The sequence below is a fragment of the Microbacterium sp. SS28 genome (assembly GCF_022761035.1).
Lineage (GTDB): Bacteria > Actinomycetota > Actinomycetes > Actinomycetales > Microbacteriaceae > Microbacterium.
The window spans coordinates 575,384-593,119 of sequence record NZ_JAKWJP010000004.1 but is presented as its reverse complement, the minus strand read 5'-3'; the positions used below and the strand labels follow the sequence as shown (position 1 = coordinate 593,119).

Here is a 17,736-nt window from a genome sequence, read left to right as displayed (position 1 = left end):
GAGTACGAGCGTTCCGCTGTCCGACGACGGTCGCCCACGATCGAGGCGCCGCCCGCCATCGGTCCATCACCGGCCAGACTCTCGCGATCGCGGCCTTGCACAACCCGTCGCGGTCAGGGTGCACGGATAGGCGGCCGACAAGGATGCCCGCGCAGGGTGCCCCATCAGCGACGTCGGTCATGGCCGGCATTGCCACCGCGTCGCCGCGCGCCGGAGCTCAGAGCGAGGTGAGCTGCTCCGCGATCGCGCCGACGAGCGCAGGAGGCAGGGCGAGGGAATGCAGCTCGGCGAAGACGTCGACGTCGGGACGGCCCGAGGTCAGCACCTTCCAGGCGCGCTCCTTGTCGTCGTAGGGGTACTGCGCCGCATTCAGCACGGCGAACAGACGCTCATCGCGGCCGCGTGTGCGCGGCGTCGGCCCGGGGGAAGTCGCCACAACGAGCTCCAACCGGATGTCGCCCGACACCGTCACCGTCGCACCCCGCGGCGACGCCTCGGCGCCCGGCACCTCGTCTCCGTCGAGCCCCAGGAAGGTGACCGTCCAGGTGCGCATCGGAGGCACGATGCCGTCCGGCCCCTCGGCGGGACCGATCCGCAGCTCCCCCGACGCCTGGCTCCACGAAACAACGGTGCGGACGGAAGAGCCCTCGAGCTCGCCATCGTCCTCGACGAGCGTGAAAGAGCCGTCGGCCCCCGCCGCGATCACAAGATCGAACGCCGCAGGGTGGGCCGCGGCATCCGTCTCGTCCTCTGATGCCAGGGGAATGATCCCGCCCGCCTTGAGCAGCACCGGGATCGAATCGAGGTCGCGGTGCAAGTCGATCGTGCGGCCGCCCTGCAGCACCTGGCCCGAGTGCACGTCGGTCCACGTGCCGGGCGGCAGCCATGCCCTCACCGACCCGAGCAGCGTCACGCCGTCGCGCGGAGAGGTGATCGGCGCGACGAGCAGCTCGCTGCCGAACAGGAACTGCGTCGGCGCCGTGTACGCCTCGGGCGACTCGGGCCACTCGTAATAGAGAGGAAGCACGAGCGGGATGCCCGGCGCCGCTGCGCGGTGGTTCATCGAGTGCAGGTAGGGCACGAGCCGCACGCGCTCGCGCAGGGCGTCGCCCAGTGCCGCGCGGGACTCGGCGGGGAACGCCCAGGGCTCCTTCGCGAGGAACGGGTTGTCTGACGAGTGCAGGCGCAGGATCGGCGAGTACACGCCGAGCTGCACCCACCGGACGGTCAGCTCGTCGTCGCGCGTGCCGAACATGTGGCCGCCGATGTCGTGGCTCCACCAGGCGTAGCCGATGTTCGACGCCGTCGCCGTGAACTCGGGCTGGAACGCGAGCGAGTCCCAGCTGATGACGGTGTCGCCCGAGAAGCCCAGCGGGTAGCGGTGGCTGCCCGGCCCCGCGTAGCGCGAGAGGAGGAGCGGACGCCCGCCGTCGCGACCCGTGTCGAGGTAATGGAAGTGGTTGAGCATCCACAGCGGGTCGACGCCCGGCACGCGGGAGTGCGGGCCGTGCTGCCAGTCCATCCACCAGAAGTCGACGCCCTGCGCCTCGAGCGGGTGGTGCAGCACCTCGAAGTAGGCCGCGAGGAAGGCGGGGTCGGTGATCTCGAAGGGGATGCGCTCCCCCGCCTCGGGGTCGCGGCCGAGCGCCTCGGCCATCCCGCGGTAGGCGTCTTCGAACGACCGCACGCCGTCGGCGGGATGCAGGTTGAGCGTGACCTTGAGGCCGCGGCTGTGCAGCTCGTCGAGGAACGCCTCGGGGTCGGGGAAGTACTCGGGCTCCCAACTGTAGCCGGTCCAGCCGCTGCCGTGCTCGGGCGGCACGCTGTCGACGCGGTGCCAGTCCATGTCGAGGACGGCGACCGAGAACCGGACGCCTTCGGCCTCGAAGCGGTCGAGCAGCTCGCGGTAGGAGTCGGTCGTGTAGCGGTGGTACCGGCTCCACCAGTTGCCGAGCGCCCACCGCGGCAGCACGGGCGTCGAGCCCGAGAGGTCGTAGAACGCGCGCAGGGCTTCGGCGTAGTCGTGGGCGTACGCGAAGACGTACAGGTCGATGTCGCTGCCGGCGCGCGGACTGACCCAGCCGTCGTCGGTGAAGACGAACGACGACGAGTCGTCGACGACGCCGACGCCCTTCTTCGAGACGATGCCGCTCTGCAGCGGCACGCGGCCGTCGGCCCCGTCGAGGGTGCGGGCAGTGCCGCCGAGGTCGAAGGCCTCGCCGAACTTCCACTCCTCGAGTCCGCGTCCGATGCCGAGCGGGCGCACCGTGAGACCGCTCGGGCTGAACGGCCCGCGGTCGTACCGAAGGTGCAGCCGGGCCGTCACGATCTCGATCGCCTCGGGCCCGTCGATGACGCGGAACTCGGGAACCGGCAGATCCCGGCGCAGGGCGAACATCGTCGCGCGGTCCTCGAAGACGCCGTCCTGCGACCACTCGACGCGAACGAGCCCCTCGGTCAGGACCGTCAATCGCCAGCGGTCTCCCTGCACGACGGAGGCGGGGTGGGCGAGGGGCGAGGCCGCGACGCGGAGGTGCGGGGAAATATCAGCGCTGTACATTTCGCAGACGATCCTAAGATGAGCGACATGGAAAGCGGAAGACCGGGCCGCGGCGTCCGCCTCGAAGACGTCGCACAGCTCGCGGGCGTCTCGATGAAGACCGTCTCGAACGTCGTCCGCGACTACCCCCACGTCTCGGCCAAGACCCGCGAGAAGGTCCAGGCGGCGATCGACGAACTCGGCTATCGACCGAACCTCACGGCCCGCAGACTCGCGACAGGACGGACCGGGATGCTGGCACTCGCCATCCCCGAACTCGACCAGCCCTACTTCGCCGAGCTGTCACGGCACATCGGCGAAGAGGCGACCCGGCGCGGCTACCGCATCATCATCGAGCAGACCCTCAACGACATCGAGGCCGAGCGCGCCGTCATCCGCGACCGCGAGGAGGGCCTCGTCGACGGCGTGATCTTCCAGCCCGTGCGCGTCGACACGATGGAGATCGCCCGACTGCGACCCGACACCCCCGTCGTGCTGCTGGGGGAAGGCGCCCGCCCGCTCTCGGCCGATCACGTCATGATCGACAACGTCGCAGCGGCGCGCGGCGGGATCGATTACCTCCTCGCGCAGGGGCGCACGCGCATCGCCTTCTTCGGCATGGTGCGCCGCGACCCCACGCAGTCGACGCATCTGCGACTGCTCGGCTACCAGGAGGCGCTCCTCGCTGCCGGAGCGGTGAGCGACCCGAAGCTCGTGGTCGAGACCGACGGCTTCGGCGTGGACGACGGCGTCGCGGCGCTCACCGCCGCCCTCGACGCGGGCGTGCAGTTCGACGCCGTGTTCTGCCGCGACGATCTCTTCGCGATGGCGGCCCTCCGCGTGCTCGACCGGGCGGGACTCCGCGTCCCGGAGGATGTCGCGGTGCTCGGCTGGGACGACACCGCCCTCGCTCGGTACAGCACGCCGGCACTGTCGAGCATCGCCCCCGACAAGGCGGCGATCGCCCGGACGGCGCTCGATCTGCTCGAGGACCGCATGGGCGGATTCGACGGCGTCGGCCGGCACCGCATCGTGCCCCACACGATCGCCGAGCGCGGCACGACGGCGCCGTCAGGGAGATAGTTTTACAGCGCTGGAATTGCGCCTATGCTCTTCCGCATGCGTGATGAAGAGCTGCGCGCCTCCGCACAGGACGGCACCTACCCGCGCCCCCAGCTCGTGCGCCCCCGATGGTTCGATCTGAGCGGCGAGTGGGACTTCGCCTTCGACGAGGACGTCAGCGTGGATCCCCGCGCCGGCGTCCCCGCGGAGTTCGCCCGCACGATCGTCGTCCCGTACCCGCCCGAATCGCCCCTGTCCGGCATCCACGAGACCGGCTATCACCCCGTCGTCTGGTATCGCCGCTACGTCGATGCATCAGATGTCGCGAGGGCCGGCCACGCGGACGGCCGCACGCTGCTCCTGCACTTCGGCGCCGTCGACTACCGCGCGGACGTCTGGATCGACGGACGGCAGGCGGCCTCCCACGAGGGCGGCCACACTCCGTTCACGGTCGAAGTGCCGGTCGCCGACGTCGGATTCGAGATCGTCGTGCGCGCCGAGGACGACCCGCACGACCTCAGCCAGCCGCGCGGCAAGCAGGACTGGCAGGAGGCCCCGCACTCGATCTGGTACCACCGCACGACGGGCATCTGGCAGCCCGTGTGGATCGAGTCGGTCCCTCGTCAGCACGTGACGCGCGTCGCGTGGCACCCTGATGTGCGCCATGATCGCGTCCACCTGACGCTCGAGCTCGCATCGCGTCCGGTCGAGCCGGTCCGCGCGCACGTCACGCTCCGCTTCGGGGCGCGGCTGCTCGCCGAGACGACCGTCACGATGGCGGGCCCCACCCAGGACACCGCGATCGCGATCCCGGCGCTCGGCACCGAACAGGGCTGGGACGAGCTGCTCTGGCGACCCGACCGCCCCGTGCTCATCGACGCGCGCATCGAGCTCACCGCGGGCGACCCCACAGCCGCGAGCGCCGACGTGGTCTCCTCCTACCTCGGCCTGCGCTTCGTCGAGACCGTCGGAGGCGACTTCCTCCTCAACGGCGCGAGGTGCCACGTCAAGGGCGTCCTCTCGCAGGGCTACTGGCCGCAGTCCCACCTCGCTGCGCCGGGCGCCGCCGCCCTGCGCGCAGAGGTCGAGCTCATCAAGGACCTCGGCTTCAACACCGCGCGGCTGCACCAGAAGGTCGAGGACCCGCGGCTCATGTACTGGGCCGACCGCCTCGGCCTGCTGCTGTGGACCGAGCTGCCGAGCGCCTTCGAGAACTCGGACGCCGCCGTCACGCGCCTGACGAAGGAGTGGATGGATGTCGTCCGCCGCGACTCGTCGCACCCGAGCGTCGTCGCGTGGGTGCCGCTCAACGAGAGCTGGGCCGTGCGCCAGATCGCCGTCGATGCTCGCCAGCAGGACTTCGCGCGCACGCTCTACCACTTGACCAAGACGCTCGACGGCACGCGCCCCGTCATCTCGAACGACGGCTGGGAGCACACGCAGTCCGACCTCCTGACGATGCACGACTACGAGAACGACCATGTGAAGCTCCGCGCGCGCTACGGCACGCCCGAGGCCGTCGCGAAGGCGGTCGAGGGCCTGTCGCCCTTCGGCAAGCGCGTGCTCGTGGGCACCGACGCGGAGGCGGCGGCAACGGCATCCACTCCCGCTCTGCTCACCGAGTTCGGAGGCGTGAGCTTCACGCCTGACCCGGACTTCGACGCGTGGGGGTACCGGCTCGTCGGCACGCCCGACGACCTGGACCGCCACCTCACGGGGATCTTCGCGGTGCTCAACACGAGCACGGGTCTCGCGGGCTGGGTCTACACGCAGCTGACCGACACGGTGCAGGAGACGAACGGCCTCGTGGACGAGAACCGCGTGCCGAAGCTGCCCGTCGAGCGCATCCGCGCGATCCTGCACGGCCGCGTCGAGCCCGCCGGCTGAGACCCCGGATCACGCCATGCGCACCGCATTCCACTTCCTCCGGCGCGGGCAGGCCGTTCCATGACGACGCCCCCGTCGAACGCCGTCGTCGAGATCGACGGCGCACGACCCGTGCGCTCGGTGTTCCACCTGCTCGGCCGGTATCGCCGGCGCGTCATCGGGTCGACGCTGATCTTCCCGATCAAGGACTCGCCGCAGTGGCTCATGCCCGTCGTCACGGCGCAGGTCATCGACCTCGTCGTCGCGGGCGGGCCGACCGAAGAGCTCTTCCTGTGGGCGACTGTCGCGTTCCTCGCGCTCGCGCAGAACTACCCCATGCACGTGCTGTGGACACGGCTGTTCATGGGCGCCGTGCGGCACATCGGCGCCGATCTGCGCAATTCGCTGACGGCGCGGCTGCAGAGCCTGTCGATCGGCTTCCACACGCGCATGTCGTCGTCGATCGTGCAGACCAAGGTCGTGCGCGACGTCGAGAACATCGAGCTCATGCTTCAGCAGGTGACGCACGCGGTCCTCGCTCAGACGATGGTGCTCACGGGGGCGATCGTCATGACGGCGATCACGATGCCGATGTTCCTGCCGGTCTACGCCCTCACGATCCCCATCGCCGTCCTCATGCGCTCGATGCTCGCGGCGCGCTCGCGGCGGCGCAACGAGGCGTTCCGGCAGGACGTCGAGGTGTTCGCGAGCCGCGTCGGCGAGATGGCGACCCTCGTGCCGATCACCCGCGCGCACGGGCTCGAAGAGACGGCGCGGGCGCGCGTCGCCGAGGGCGCCGAGGGCGTGCGCACGTCGGGATTCGAGCTCGATCTGCTCAACGGGAGGTTCCAGTCGCTGTCGTGGGTCGTGATGCAGCTGCTCTCGGTCGGCTGCCTCGTGACGGCGGCCTGGGTCGCGATCACGGATCCGGGCTCGATCACGCCGGGCCAGGTCGTGCAGCTGTCCGCCTACTTCGGACTCATCACGGGCGGCATCACGCAGGTGCTCATGCTGTGGCCCATCGCGGCGAAGGGCATCGAGTCGGTGCGCTCCGTCGCCGAAGTGCTCACCGAGCCCGACCTCGAGGTGAACGAGGGCAAGGCCATCGTGACCGAGGTCGCGGGCACGCTGCGCTTCGAGAACGTCGCCTTCCGCTTCCCCGACGCACGCGCGCCCGCGCTCGAGGGCATCGACCTCGAGATCGCGGCGGGCGAGACCGTCGCGTTCGTCGGCAAGTCAGGCTCGGGCAAGTCGACGCTCCTCAATCTGGCGCTCGGATTCATCCGGCCCACGAGCGGACGGATGCTGCTGGACGGAGTGGATGCCGCGACCCTCGATCTGCGCACGTTCCGCCGTCGCGTGTCGGTCGTGCCGCAGGAGTCGGTGCTCTTCGAGGGCTCGATCCGCGACAACGTCACCTACGGCCTCGGCGAGGTCTCGGACGAGCGCGTGCGTCGCGCCATCGAGGACGCGAACGCCGCGGAGTTCGTCGACCTGCTGCCGGAGGGGTGGGATACCGTCGCGGGGCAGCGCGGCGCACGGCTGTCCGGCGGCCAGCGGCAGCGCATCGCGATCGCCCGCGCCCTCATCCGCAACCCCCGCGTCCTGCTCCTCGACGAGGCGACGTCGGCGCTCGACCCCGAGTCCGAGGCGCTCGTGCGCGACGCGCTCGCGCGCCTCATGCAGGGCCGCACGACGCTCGTCGTCGCCCACCGCCTCTCGACGATCCGCGGCGCCGACCGCATCGTCCTGCTCGAGAAGGGCCGGATCGCCGAAATGGGCCGCCACGACGAGCTCATGGCGCACGGCGGACGGTACGCGCGTCTCGAGCGCGCACAGAAGCTGCCGGAGTGAGCGCGCACCCGCGCGCCGCGACGGTTATCCACACCCCGGCCGGCGGCCCGCCGGCCGCGGCTTACCCTTGCGCACTGGACGTGCGCGACCTTCCGAGCGGCATCCCGGCCCTCGAATCCAGCAAGGAGAACTCCGACATGACTCCGCACGCGTCCGCGCCCGCTCAGCACCGGTGGGTGAACGACGGCTCCCTCGGCCCCGGCCGCCTGCGCTACGGCGCCGACTACAACCCCGAGCAGTGGCCGCGCGAGGTGTGGCGCGAGGACATGCGCCTCATGCGGCAGGCGGGCGTGAACATCGTCTCGCTCGGGATCTTCTCGTGGGCGCTCCTCGAGCCCCGGCCGGGCGAGTGGGACTTCGCGTGGCTCGACGAGGTCATTGGCCTGCTTCACGAGAACGGCATCGACATCGATCTCGCGACGGCGACGGCATCCCCTCCCCCGTGGCTGACCCGGCTGCACCCCGAAGTGCTGCCCGTCACCGACGACGGCAGCGTGCTGCACCCGGGCGGCCGCCAGCACTGGCGCCCGACATCCCCCGTCTTCCGGTCCTACGCGCTGCGGCTCGTGCGTCAGATCGCGGAGCGCTACGCCGACCACCCCGCGGTCGTCGCCTGGCACATCTCGAACGAGCTCGGCTGCCACAACGTCTACGACTACTCGGATGACGCGGCCCGCGCCTTCCGCGCGTGGCTGCGCGACCGCTACGCGAGCCTCGACGACCTCAACGAGGCGTGGGGCACGGCGTTCTGGTCGCAGCATCTCACCGACTGGGAGGACATCGTCCCGCCGCGGATCGCGCCGACCCACGTCAACCCCGGGCGGCAGCTCGACTTCGAGCGCTTCTCGTCCGACGCGCTGCGCGACTACCTCCGCGCGGAGAACGCCGTGCTCGCCGAAGTCGCCCCCACGATCCCGCGGACGACGAACTTCATGGTGACGGAGGTGTTCCCGTCCATCGACTACGCGACGTGGACGGCGGACGTCGACTTCGTCTCGAACGACCACTATCTGCGCCCCGGCCCGGGCGGACCCGAAGAACTGTCCTTCTCGGCCAACCTCACGGGCGGCCTCGCGCAGGGCCGGCCGTGGTTCCTCATGGAGCACGCGACGAGCGCCGTCAACTGGCGCGACGTCAACACCGCCAAGCGCGAGGGCGACCTCGCGCACGACGCGCTCACCCACGTCGGGCACGGCGCCGACGCCGTCTGCTTCTTCCAGTGGCGGCAGTCCCGGGCGGGCGGCGAGCGCTACCACTCCGCGATGGTCCCGCACGCGGGCGAAGACAGTCGTGTGTACCGGGATGTCGCGGCCCTCGGTCGCACGCTCGCCGAGCTCGCTCCCGTCACGGGGTCGACGCGCGTGCCCGCCCGCGTCGCGATCCTGTTCGACTGGGAGTCGTGGTGGGTCGCCGAGCGCGACTCGCACCCCTCGAACCGGCTGCGCTACCGCGACGAGGCCCTCGCCTGGTACACGGCGCTGCTCGACCTCGGCGTCCGCGTCGACGTCCTGCCCGTCGGATCGTCGTTCGACGCCTACGAGGTCGTCCTCGCCCCCATGCTCCATGTCGTCTCCGACACCCTGCGCGCGCGGCTCGAGGCCTTCGTCGCGGCGGGCGGCGAGCTCGTCGTGACGTACTTCTCGGGCATCGTCGACGAGCACGACCGCGTGTGGCTCGGCGGATACCCCGGCGCCCTCCGGGACCTGCTCGGCGTCCGCGTCGAGGAGTTCGCGCCGCTGCTGCCGGGGCACCGGACCGCCCTGTCGAACGGCGCGACCGCGTCCGTCTGGACCGAGCGCGTGCGCCTCCAGGACGACACGACGCGCGTCCTGGCCTCGTACGCCGACGGCGACCTCGCGGGTTCGCCCGCGATCACGCGGCGGTCGTGGGGCGCCGGCACGGCGACGTACGTCGCGTCCGACCTGGATGCGGCAGGACTCCGGATGCTGCTCACCGACCTGAGCCTCGAACTGCCCGCCCTGTGCGGCGATGCCCGCTCCGCAGACGGCGCGCTCGAGATCGCGGTGCGCGCCGACGACGCCTCGGAGTACACCTTCCTCATCAACCGCACGGACCTCGAGGTCACGAGCCCGCTCGAGGGCGGCATCCCGCTGAATCCGTGCTCCGCGGATGCCTCGACCGTCGCGATCCCGCCGCGCGGCGTCGTCGTGACGCGCACCGACGTGCTCGGCGAGATCGTCGAGCGGGACCCCCGTCGCACCGACGCGGAGTCGCCTCTGGATCGTTAGAAATTGTGTCTTGCGTCTCGGTGACCGCCCGGGGTACCGTGACTGAGCCGAGTTTATTCGATGGTTAGGATAACTGGTAGACCGGTCGCGAGGATGCGACCGAACGAACGCGAAGAGGCGGACGAATGTCACTGAAAGTCGAGCCACGGCGGCGACGATCGCTGTGGAAGAACCTCACGGGAAGCAAGATGCTCCTGCTGATGTGCGTGCCGGCGATCGCCTTCTTCCTCGTCTTCAACTACGCGCCGCTCCCCGGCATCTGGATCGCCTTCACGAACTTCAACTACCGCGACGGCATCTTCGGCAGCCCCTTCGTGGGCCTCAAGAACTTCGAGTTCCTCATCAAGTCCGGCCAGCTGTGGCTCCTGACGCGCAACACGATCCTCTACAACCTCGCCTTCATCGTCCTCGGCAACATCCTGGCCATCGCGTTCGCCGTGATGCTCAACGAGATCCGCCTCAAGTACTTCAAGAAGATCACGCAGAGCATCATGTTCCTGCCGTACTTCATCTCGGTCGTGCTCGTCGGCGTCATCGCCTTCAACCTGCTCAACTACGACAGCGGCGCACTCAACGCCGTCATCGAGGGCGCCGGCGGCGAGCCCGTCAAGGTCTACAGCACGCCGGGCGCGTGGCCCGGCATCATCACCGCCGTCCACCTCTGGCAGAGCACGGGGTACGGCACGATCGTCTACTTCGCCGCGATCATGGGCATTGACCGGGTGCTGTTCGAGGCGGCCGCGATCGACGGCGCCAACGCCTGGCAGCGCATCCGCTTCGTGATCCTGCCGAGCCTCAAGCCGATCTTCGTGATCCTGCTGCTGTTCGCGCTCGGCGGCATCATGCACGGCAACTTCGGCCTGTTCTGGAACCTCGTCGGCAACAACGCCGCCTTGTTCCAGACGACCGACATCATCGAGACCTCGGTGTACCGCATGGTCATGTCCCAGAACAACTTCACGACGTCGACCGCCGTGGGGCTGTACCAGTCGCTGTTCGGCTTCGTGATCGTCATCACGGCGAACTGGATCGTCCGGAGGGTGAACCCCGATAATGCTCTCTTCTGATATCGCCGCGGTCCCGGTGCCCGAGGCCCTCGGCAAGGCCTCGCGCCGGTCGAAGACCGCCACCGCCGAGCGCACCCGCCGCATCAAGCTCGACCGCAGCGACTACGCCATCCGCAGCGTCTCGTACGTCACGATCTCGCTCTTCACGCTGATCTGCCTGCTGCCCTTCGTCCTCATCGTCTCGGCCTCGTTCTCGAGTGAGGCCGAGATCATGAAGAGCGGCTTCGGGCTCTTCCCGAAGGGCTTCTCGTTCACGGCGTACGAGTACATCTTCCGCGCGCCGCGGCAGATCATCGGCTCATACGTCGTCACGATCACGATGACGGTCCTCGGCACCGCGATCGGCCTGTTCATCATCGCCATGACGGGCTTCGCGCTGTACCGCCAGGACTTCCGGCTGCGCAACTACATCGCGTTCTTCATCTACTTCACGACGCTGTTCTCGGCGGGCCTCGCGCCCACGTTCCTGTGGATCGGCCGCGACCTGGGCCTGCGGGGCAACTACCTCGCGGTGTTCCTGCCGCTGCTCATGACGCCGTGGCTCATCATCCTGATGAAGAACTTCATGCGCACGATCCCCTTCGAGATCATCGAGTCGGGCAAGATCGACGGCGCCGGCGACTTCCGGATCTTCGTCCAGCTCGCGCTGCCCATGATGAAGCCGGCGCTTGCGACTGTCGGGCTGTTCCTCGCCCTCGGCTACTGGAACGAGTGGTACCTCTCGTCGCTGTACCTCGGCAGCACCGTCGAATTCAAGCCGCTCCAGTACTACCTCTACAACGTCATCAACACCGCCAACGCCCTCCGCAACTCGGTCGCCGGATCCAACGTCTCGATCACCGACCTGCCGAGCAACACCCTCAAGATGGCGAGCGCCGTCGTGGCGACGCTCCCGATCCTGTTCCTCTATCCGTTCGTCCAGAAGTACTTCGTCAGCGGCATCACGGTCGGTGCCGTCAAGGGCTGACACCCCGCCGCCGACGACCCGTGGCAGGTCACCGATGTCCTGTCGCGCCAGAAACCGCCTCCCCCGAGGCGACAGCACTGCAATCACCACATCGATGAGAGCCAAAGGAGCCTCACATGGCAAAGAAATTCATCAAGGCAGGTTCGGCGATCCTCGCCCTCAGCCTGGGTGTGACGGCGCTCGCCGGCTGCACCGCCGGCCCGGAGGAGAGCGACGGTCCCACCGAGATCACGATGCTCGTCATGGGCGACAAGCCCACCAACGGCCGCCTCGAGGCGATGCTCGACGAGCTCAACCCGATCCTCGTAGAGAAGGCGGACGCGAAGCTCGACTTCTTCTACGTCGAGTGGGCCGACTGGCAGACGCAGTACAACCTGCAGCTGCTCTCGGGTGACGACAACGTCGACCTCATCACGACGGCGACCGACTGGCTCTTCGCGTGGGAGAACGCCGAGAAGGGCGCCTTCCTCCCGCTCTCCGAGGAGATGCTCCAGGAGAACGCCCCCAAGACGTGGGCGCAGGTCGACGGCGACGGGCACTGGGACCTCACGAAGCTCGACGACGGGCAGATCTACTTCATCCCCGAGGACAACTACACGCAGTACACGAACCACGGCTTCTTCTACCGCGGCGACTGGGCGACCGAGGCGGGCTTCGCGAACGGCGACATCACGAAGTTCGAGGACTTCACGAAGTACTTCCAGTGGGTCAAGGACAACAAGCCCGAGGCGTACCCGTGGGATGTCGCAGGCGACGCCTACGCCGACATCACGGGCTACATCCAGGGTCACACCGACTTCCAGACGATCCAGCAGGTCAGCTCGGGCAACTACTACCCGTTCCAGACGACCGAGGCCGACCCGAACACGGTCACCTCGTGGTTCATGGAGGGCGACGCGCTGCTCGAGGCCGCTGAGCTCGCGAAGCAGTGGAACGAGATCGGCGTCTGGCGTGAAGACGCCGCGAACTACGACGGCGACGCGCGCGAGGAGCTGTACGCGGGCCTCAACGGCACCGACCAGCACCACACGCAGACCTACATCGGCCAGATCTACGACAACCTGTCGAAGAAGCAGCCGGGTTCGGACCCCAAGTTCTTCTACTGGGGTCAGGAGAACGGCAACGTCTTCAAGGACATCCTGACGCACGGTGCCATGGCGGTCAGCGCGTACTCGAAGCACCCCGAGAAGGCGCTCGCCGTCTACGACGTGCTCCGCAACGATGAAGAGGCTTACCGCCTCCTCAACTACGGCATCGAGGGCACCGACTACATCGTCACCGACGACGGAAAGCTCGGCTACCCCGAGGGCTACGACTCCTCGACCGACTCGCTCGGCTCCAACTTCTGGGCCGGCCGCATGGACGAGTTCGAGCTCGACAAGGTCACCGACGCTCCCAACAAGAAGGAGATCTACGCCGCGCTCGACGAGGTCGCCGTGGACTACCCGTACTCGACGCTCCTCATCAACAAGGACGCGATCGACCCGACGCTCGCCGCCATGAGCAGCGTGCTCGCGCAGTACGTCCCGCAGCTGGCCCTCGGCAAGTTCGACGACCCCGCCGCGGCCATCGAAGAGATGCGTGCGGCGCTGCTCGCCGCCGGCTACGAGGACGCTCGCGCCTCGATCCAGGCCGATCTCGACGCCTGGAAGTAATTCCCGGCTGAGCTGACACAGTAAGACCGTCGGGCGGGTCCGCACGTTGTGGACCCGCCCGACCCATCCGAAGGGGGGAATGAATGAACAGCATCTTCGCGCCGGACTCGGCGCTCATGCGGATCCTGACGCGCATCGCTGATCTGATGATCCTCAACGTGCTCTTCCTCGCGACGGCGCTTCCGATCGTGACGATCCCCGCCGCCGTGACGGGTCTCAACTTCACCGCGATGCGCCTCGTGCGCGGCCAGTCCGACTCGACGACGGGAGACTACTTCCGCTCCTTCCGGCGAAACTTCCGCCAGGCGACACTGCTCGGACTCGTGATCGCGGCCCTGGCCGCGGCGCTGGGCGCCTGGTACGTCGTGGCGATCAACCTCGTGCCGGACGGCATCCTGCGCTTCATCGTGCTCGCCGTCTGGTTCCTCGTGACGTTCGTCCTCGCGCTCAACGCGCTGTGGATCTTCCCCTACCTCGCGACGTTCGAAGGGTCCCTGCGAGATGTGCTGCGCAACGCGCGGCTGCTCTCGGGCAAGCACCTGCTCACGTCGCTCATGGCCCTCGCCGTCATCGCGCTCGCCGTGATCGTCTCGATCTTCTACCCCCAGGTCACCGGGTACGGCATCCTCTGGCTCGTCATCGGGTTCGCCGGCGTCGCCTTCCTCACGGGGGTCCTGTTCACACGCGTCTTCGACGCCTACGCCCCGCAACCGACATCCGACGAGGAATAGCTCTCATGCAGACAGTGCCGATCAGCCGGTGGGCCTTCGCCCTCGGGGACGACCGGGGTGCCACCGCGAAGGGGTTCGACGACTCGTCGTGGCGCGCGGTCACGGTGCCGCACGACTGGAGCGTCGAGCACGCCTTCTCGCCCGAGCACTCGAGCGGCACAGGCTATCTGCCCGGCGGCATCGGCTGGTACCGCGCGCACGTCCCCCTCAGCGAGGTGGGTGCGACCGACGACCAGCATGTGCGCCTCGCCTTCCACGGCGTGTACAAGAACGCCGACGTCTGGGTCAACGGCTACCACCTCGGCAGCCGGCCCTCGGGCTACGCGGCCTTCTCGTTCGACCTCACCGAGATCCTCTCCTACGCCCCCGACGACGACCTCGTCGTGAGCGTGCGCGTCGACCACACCGACATCTCGGACTCGCGCTGGTACAACGGCTCGGGCATCACGCGCCGCGTCGAGCTCGAGGTCCACGAGCGCGTGCGAGTCGCCGAGTACGGCACGACGTTCACCACTCTGTTCGCCGACGAGTCCAAGGCCGTGGTCCGGGTCGTCCAGACGATCGTCAACGACACGAACGCGCCCGCGACAGTGCGCGTGCGGCACGAGCTCCGCTCGCTGACCTCGGATCAGGTGCACGGGTTCGAGACCGAGGTCGAGGTGCCCGCGGGCGGCTCTGCCGACGCCGAGGCCACGAAGGCGCTGCCCGACCCCGAACTCTGGTCCGACATCGACCCGCGCCTGCACCGCCTCACGACGACGCTCGAGTGGGCGGGCGACCGACCGGCCGTGCACGAGGAGACCGTCGGCATCCGCACCTTCGCCTTCGACCCCGACACGGGCTTCTCGATCAACGGCGAGCGCCGCATCCTGAAGGGCGTCTGCCTGCACGAGGACGCGGGATGCTTCGGCACGGCCGTCCCCGCGAGCGTGTGGGTGCGGCGCCTGCTCGCGCTCAAGGACATGGGCTGCAACGCCGTGCGCATGGCCCACAACCCGCACTCCCCCGAGCTGTACGCGCTGTGCGACATCCTGGGCCTGTTCGTCATCGACGAGGCCTTCGACGAGTGGGAGAACCCCAAGAACAAGTGGTGGCAGGGGCACAACGTCTACCCTCCGCGTCACGAGGGCTACGCGAAGGACTTCCCGGTGTGGCACGAGGCCGACCTCGGCGCCATGATCGACGCGCACCGCAACCATCCGTCGATCATCGCGTGGAGCATCGGCAACGAGATCGACTATCCGAACGACCCGTACGCGCACCCGCGGTTCAAGGAGGTCGTGGGCAACAACGACGCCGGCAAGCCCGCCGCCGAGCGCCTGTACGACCCGAACCGCCCAGACATGCGGCGCCTCACGACGATCGCGAGCGGGCTCGTCGACATCGCCAAGGCGAAGGACCCGACGCGGCCCGTGACGCTCGCCGCCGCCCTGCCCGAGCTGTCGAGCCACCTCGGCCTGCTCGATCGGCTGGATCTCGTCGGCTACAACTACAAGGAGCACCTCTACGAAGAGGACCACCGTCGCTTCCCCGGCAAGCCGTTCATCGGCAGCGAGAACTCGCACCGGTACGCCGACTGGCTCGCCGTCGAGCGCAACGACTACGTCGCCGGCCAGTTCCTGTGGACGGGCATCGACTACCTCGGCGAGACGCGCGGCTGGCCGTCGCACGGCTCCACCGCGGGCCTGCTCACGGTCGCGGGCTTCCCGAAGGAGACCTTCCACCTGCGCCGCAGCTGGTGGTCCGACGAGCCCGTCGCCCGCATCGCGGTGCGCCCGGCGGCCGACGACGAGCCCGCGGCGCGCAGCTTCCGCATCCACGCGCCCTCTCGCAGATGGGATGCCGCGCCCGGCCGCCCTCTCGAGGTGCTGTGCTTCGGCAACGGCGACGAGCTGCGCCTCACCCACGGCGACGACGAGATCGACCTCGTGCGCGACGAAGAGCTCGGCTGCTGGACCGCCGAGACCACGACGCGCGACGAGCCGCTCGTGCTCGAGACGCTCCGTGCCGGCGAGGTCGTCGCGCGCGACACCCTGCGCCCCGGCGGCGACGCTGTCCGGCTCGACGCGGCCGTGTGGACGGCGCCCGCCGGACTCGCGGATCGCTGCGTGGAAGCGGGTCTCGCCGCCGACGGCGTCGTGCAGATCGAATGCACGCTGCGCGATGCGGACGGCGAGGTCGCCCGCGACGAACGATCCGTGTCGGTCGAGGTGCGCGACGGTGAACTGCTCGGGTTGGAGAATGGTGATCTGAGCGACGACACGCCGTACACCGCCGCCCGACGTCGGACCCTCGACGGCCGGGTGATCGTCTTCGTCCGCTCCCGTGCGAAGACGACAGTGGTTTTGAGCTCTCCGGGCCTCCCGGACGTGCGAATGGAGTGCTCCACATGACACAGCCCGCGAACCAGGCGCAGAGTCGGCCCGACCCGCGCGAAGCCGTCACGAGCACCCTCGTGCCGCGGCGGACGTCGCGCGACATCCGCAGCGATTCGCGTCTCGATGTGCTGCACGCCGTGCTGTCCGCGGGCGAGACGACGCGCAACGCCCTCGCGCAGGCGACGGGCCTGAGCCTCGCGACGGTCGTGACGGTCGTCGGCGAGCTGCTCGCGGAGGGCATCGTCGAGGAGCGGAAGGTCACGGCGGGGCGCATCGGGCGACCGACCGCGATGCTCGGCATGAACAATGCCCGCGGCCTCGTCGTGGGGATCGACGTCGCCGAGACCTACGTGCGCGCCTGCATGTTCGACGCCGCCCTCAACGAGATGCTGTCGGTCGAGACCGCGCGGGACGAGCACGTGCTCGACTCGGACTCGGTCGTCGAGGCCATCGGCCGCACGCTGGACAACCTTCTCGCCAAGGCTCAGGTCTCGCGCGCGGACGTGCTCGGGGTCGGGGTCGCCCTGCCGGGGCTCATCCAGGGGCCGGACGGCGTCTCGGTCGTCGTGCCGCACTGGACGTGGCAGAAGGTCGAGCTCGAGCACCTGCGCGAGCGCGTCGGCCTGCCGCTCGTGATCGAGAACCCGCTCAAGTCCATCGCGATCGCCGAGCTGTGGCTCGGCCGCGGCCGGAGCTTCTCGAGCCTCGCGACGGTCAACCTCGGCACGGGCGTCGGGGCCGGGATCGTGCTCGAGGGACGACTGCTGCGCGGTGCGACCAACACGGCGGGCGAGTGGGGCCACACCCTGCTCGTGCTCGACGGGCGCAAGTGCCGGTGCGGCCGCAACGGCTGCGTCGAGGCGTACATCGGGGCTCCCGGCATCCAGCAGACGCTGCGCGAGATCGATCCGGCCCACCCGCTCGCCGACCTCGACATGCAGAACGACTTCATCCGCGCGCTCGCGGCGGTGGCCGACGGGCCCGACCCGGACCCCGCCGTGCAGGAGACGATCGCGCGGACGGCGTACTACCTGGGCTCGGCCCTCGCCGACCTCGTCGCGATCATGAATCCCGAGATCGTGACGCTCACGGGCTGGACGACGTGGGCGCTCGGCGAGCACCTGCTGCCGCCCACCCGGCAGCACCTGCTGGAGCAGGCGCCCCGCGGTTCGGCGCGCGACGTCGAGGTCGAGGTCTCGACAGTCCGCGGCAATTCCGTCGCGACCGGAGTCGCGACGGTCGTCCTCGAGCGGTTCCTCGTGGACGCCGGCCTGCTCACCTCGAACATCCCGGTCGCGCTCTAGCGACGGACCCTCCTCCGCTCTTGCCGGAGGTCACATCGAGGGTTAGATTAACTCTTGTATTAAT

Annotated in this window: 11 protein-coding genes; 10 read left to right on the top strand and 1 reads right to left on the bottom strand. The window is 69.1% G+C overall.

Annotated elements, in window-relative coordinates:
* Positions 1–217: 217 nt before the first annotated feature.
* Positions 218–2,560, bottom strand: coding sequence for a glycoside hydrolase family 31 protein (locus MJ607_RS14205; protein ID WP_243076249.1), 2,343 nt, complete (start codon positions 2,558–2,560; stop codon positions 218–220).
* A gap of 18 nt (positions 2,561–2,578) precedes the next feature.
* Here MJ607_RS14205 and MJ607_RS14200 point away from each other — a divergent pair, with 18 nt between their 5' ends.
* From MJ607_RS14200 to MJ607_RS14155, 10 genes are all read left to right on the top strand, one after another.
* Positions 2,579–3,622 (top strand): LacI family DNA-binding transcriptional regulator, encoded by a 1,044-nt coding sequence (locus MJ607_RS14200; protein ID WP_243076248.1) that lies wholly within the window; start codon positions 2,579–2,581, stop codon positions 3,620–3,622.
* Between the two features lie 36 nt (positions 3,623–3,658).
* On the top strand, positions 3,659–5,488 hold the full coding sequence (locus MJ607_RS14195; protein WP_243076247.1) for a glycoside hydrolase family 2 protein: 1,830 nt from the start codon (positions 3,659–3,661) through the stop codon (positions 5,486–5,488).
* Positions 5,489–5,548: 60 nt separating this feature from the next.
* Complete coding sequence (locus tag MJ607_RS14190) at positions 5,549–7,321, top strand: ABC transporter ATP-binding protein (protein ID WP_243076246.1); 1,773 nt, start codon at positions 5,549–5,551, stop codon at positions 7,319–7,321.
* A gap of 137 nt (positions 7,322–7,458) precedes the next feature.
* Positions 7,459–9,570, top strand: coding sequence for a beta-galactosidase (locus MJ607_RS14185; RefSeq protein ID WP_279234721.1), 2,112 nt, complete (start codon positions 7,459–7,461; stop codon positions 9,568–9,570).
* 125 nt (positions 9,571–9,695) lie between these two features.
* Entirely contained in the window at positions 9,696–10,637 is a 942-nt protein-coding gene (locus tag MJ607_RS14180; RefSeq protein ID WP_243076244.1) for a sugar ABC transporter permease, read from the top strand.
* Positions 10,624–11,604 carry a carbohydrate ABC transporter permease gene (locus MJ607_RS14175; protein ID WP_243076243.1) on the top strand — a complete coding sequence of 327 codons (981 nt, stop codon included), beginning with the start codon at positions 10,624–10,626 and terminating at the stop codon, positions 11,602–11,604. Before MJ607_RS14180 ends, MJ607_RS14175 begins: the two co-directional genes overlap by 14 nt.
* Before the next feature lie 116 nt (positions 11,605–11,720).
* Positions 11,721–13,259, top strand: coding sequence for a DUF3502 domain-containing protein (locus tag MJ607_RS14170; RefSeq protein ID WP_243076242.1), 1,539 nt, complete (start codon positions 11,721–11,723; stop codon positions 13,257–13,259).
* A gap of 83 nt (positions 13,260–13,342) precedes the next feature.
* Positions 13,343–13,990, top strand: a complete 648-nt coding sequence (locus MJ607_RS14165) for a YesL family protein (RefSeq protein WP_243076241.1) — start codon at positions 13,343–13,345, stop codon at positions 13,988–13,990.
* Between the two features lie 5 nt (positions 13,991–13,995).
* Positions 13,996–16,383, top strand: coding sequence for a glycoside hydrolase family 2 TIM barrel-domain containing protein (locus MJ607_RS14160; RefSeq protein WP_243076240.1), 2,388 nt, complete (start codon positions 13,996–13,998; stop codon positions 16,381–16,383).
* Positions 16,380–17,672, top strand: a complete 1,293-nt coding sequence (locus MJ607_RS14155) for an ROK family transcriptional regulator (RefSeq protein ID WP_243076239.1) — start codon at positions 16,380–16,382, stop codon at positions 17,670–17,672. The genes MJ607_RS14160 and MJ607_RS14155 overlap by 4 nt, the downstream gene beginning before the upstream one ends.
* Positions 17,673–17,736: the final 64 nt, after the last annotated feature.